Genomic DNA, 1,788 nt, shown 5'->3' with positions numbered 1-1,788 from the left:
TAGAAAAACGCATGCATGAATAATTACTAATAAAGTAAAAAAAGCCCAAGTATCTTCGACACCGTTTGGTCTTACAAACATTATATAAAGAGCCATGATCACCCATCCAAGCATTAAAGCTCCTACAAATCTAACAATAACTGCTGCACTATGGTCTATTTCAAATTTATCCATAAATTTTTTGGTACCAACAATTGTTTGGAAACAATAAACTCCTATTCCAATAAAATGTGCAAGAAATACTATGAAATAAAATATTCCATTAAACTTTTCGATCATTCCAAATGTTATCAAAAATTAAAATCAAATTAAATAGCTAAAAAAAGCATTTCTAATTAATAAAATTTGCATATCTGACGCGCGATATGAACGCATGAGACTCTCTAATAAAAATGTAACAATATTAAGTTACGATTTAACTATTTAGAAAGGTAAATTATGAAAAAATTAATATTAGTATTATTTTTTACATTAATGTCATCTCTTTCATTTGCAGATGGTCATAGTGGAAAAATAGATCTTAAAGGATTTTTTGTTGGTGATGCAAAAGCAATTTTTGACGAAAAAGGTAATCCAATGACTTTTGTTTATGATGGTTTAGTTGGAATGATGGCGTTTGGTGGTACATCATTTGGAGATAACTCATCTCATTATTGCGTAGGAGCAGGCACAATTCCAGGCAAAGGAGTGGAAATGGGTCATTGTATAATTAAATTTATTAATGGCGATACTGCAATTACTTATTATGAAATTAAGTTAGGTTATTCAATGGATGGTACGTTTAAATGTATCAGCGGTACTGGAAGATATGAAGGCATAGAGTGTAGTGGTACAACTGGCTATACACAAATGAAAACAGCACTTGAAGGAAAAGTTCACTCAACAAATTATTTAAAAGGAACTTATACTTTAAAAAAATAGCTCAAACTCTGTAATTAACAAAAAAAGGAGGAAAAATGAAAGATATACTAGTAGTAGGAAAACTTAAAGAAGGAGCCTTTGAAAAATTTATGGGTTTCATGCAGTCAGATGAAGGTATGGCTGAAAGAAAAAAAGTTGCAGATGTTACAAAAACAATTGCAAGTGTTTCACCAGATAAATCAACTGTAATGTTTAAAATTGTAGTTCATGACATGGCAGCACTTCATTCATTTATGGATGGATCAAATCCAGTTTCAAAACCTGTATTTGATGAAGTAATGGCTGGATATGAAATTTACGAATTAGCTAAAGTATAAGTCAAAGAGAGACTCCACATGTTGGATTAACTCTGCTAGACTTTAATTATTAAATTTAGTAACAGGAGAAAAAATGTCTATATTAGAAAAATATAGTGCTGCATTGAAAAATAAAGATGAAGCTGCAATGAATGAACTTTTGCATGACGATTTTAAATTCACAATGCACAAGTCAGGAAATGTTTTAACTAAAAGTGATGTTATCAAATGGGCAATGAGTGGTGATATTAATCAAGATAAGGTTAGAATTGTTTATGAAAATGACGAAATTGGTATTCATCATGCCTTTGTAACTTTTAATGATGGAAATGTTGAGGCGGTAATGGCAGTTTATAAATATGACAATGGAAAAATTGTCAGTTTAGAAACTGGTGCTACACCAATGCCAAAATAAGTGAGTGAAATTGATTTTTATTTTTCGATAGGAAGCACATATACCTATCTATCCGTAACTAGAATACTTGATGTTGGAAAACAACATCAAGTAAAATTGGATTTTATAAATTGTTAACAATAAAGAGGAAGATAATGAGAAAACTATTTATCGCTG

General features: G+C 30.3%; 4 protein-coding genes. 3 read left to right on the top strand and 1 reads right to left on the bottom strand.

Translation table 11 applies throughout. The features are described from left to right. Positions 1 to 279, bottom strand: a 279-nt coding sequence (locus AMN88_RS03390; protein ID WP_075536425.1) for a hypothetical protein, incomplete at its 3' end; no start/stop codon positions are given. Between the two features lie 159 nt (positions 280 to 438). Between AMN88_RS03390 and AMN88_RS03385 the strand changes: the two genes are divergently transcribed. The 3 genes from AMN88_RS03385 to AMN88_RS03375 all read left to right on the top strand — a co-directional run bounded on the left by AMN88_RS03385 (position 439) and on the right by AMN88_RS03375 (position 1,632). Further along, positions 439 to 921, top strand: coding sequence for a hypothetical protein (locus tag AMN88_RS03385; protein WP_075536424.1), 483 nt, complete (start codon positions 439 to 441; stop codon positions 919 to 921). Between the two features lie 35 nt (positions 922 to 956). After that, positions 957 to 1,238 carry a hypothetical protein gene (locus AMN88_RS03380; RefSeq protein WP_075536423.1) on the top strand — a complete coding sequence of 94 codons (282 nt, stop codon included), beginning with the start codon at positions 957 to 959 and terminating at the stop codon, positions 1,236 to 1,238. Positions 1,239 to 1,311: 73 nt separating this feature from the next. After that, positions 1,312 to 1,632: a nuclear transport factor 2 family protein gene (locus tag AMN88_RS03375; protein ID WP_075536422.1), complete on the top strand. Its 321-nt coding sequence runs from the start codon at positions 1,312 to 1,314 to the stop codon at positions 1,630 to 1,632. Positions 1,633 to 1,788 lie beyond the last annotated feature (156 nt).

This window comes from Candidatus Pelagibacter communis (genome assembly GCF_001180165.1).
Classification (GTDB): domain Bacteria; phylum Pseudomonadota; class Alphaproteobacteria; order Pelagibacterales; family Pelagibacteraceae; genus Pelagibacter; species Pelagibacter ubique_P.
Note: the sequence above shows the minus strand (reverse complement) of the source record. Positions and strands in the feature narration are given on the sequence as shown.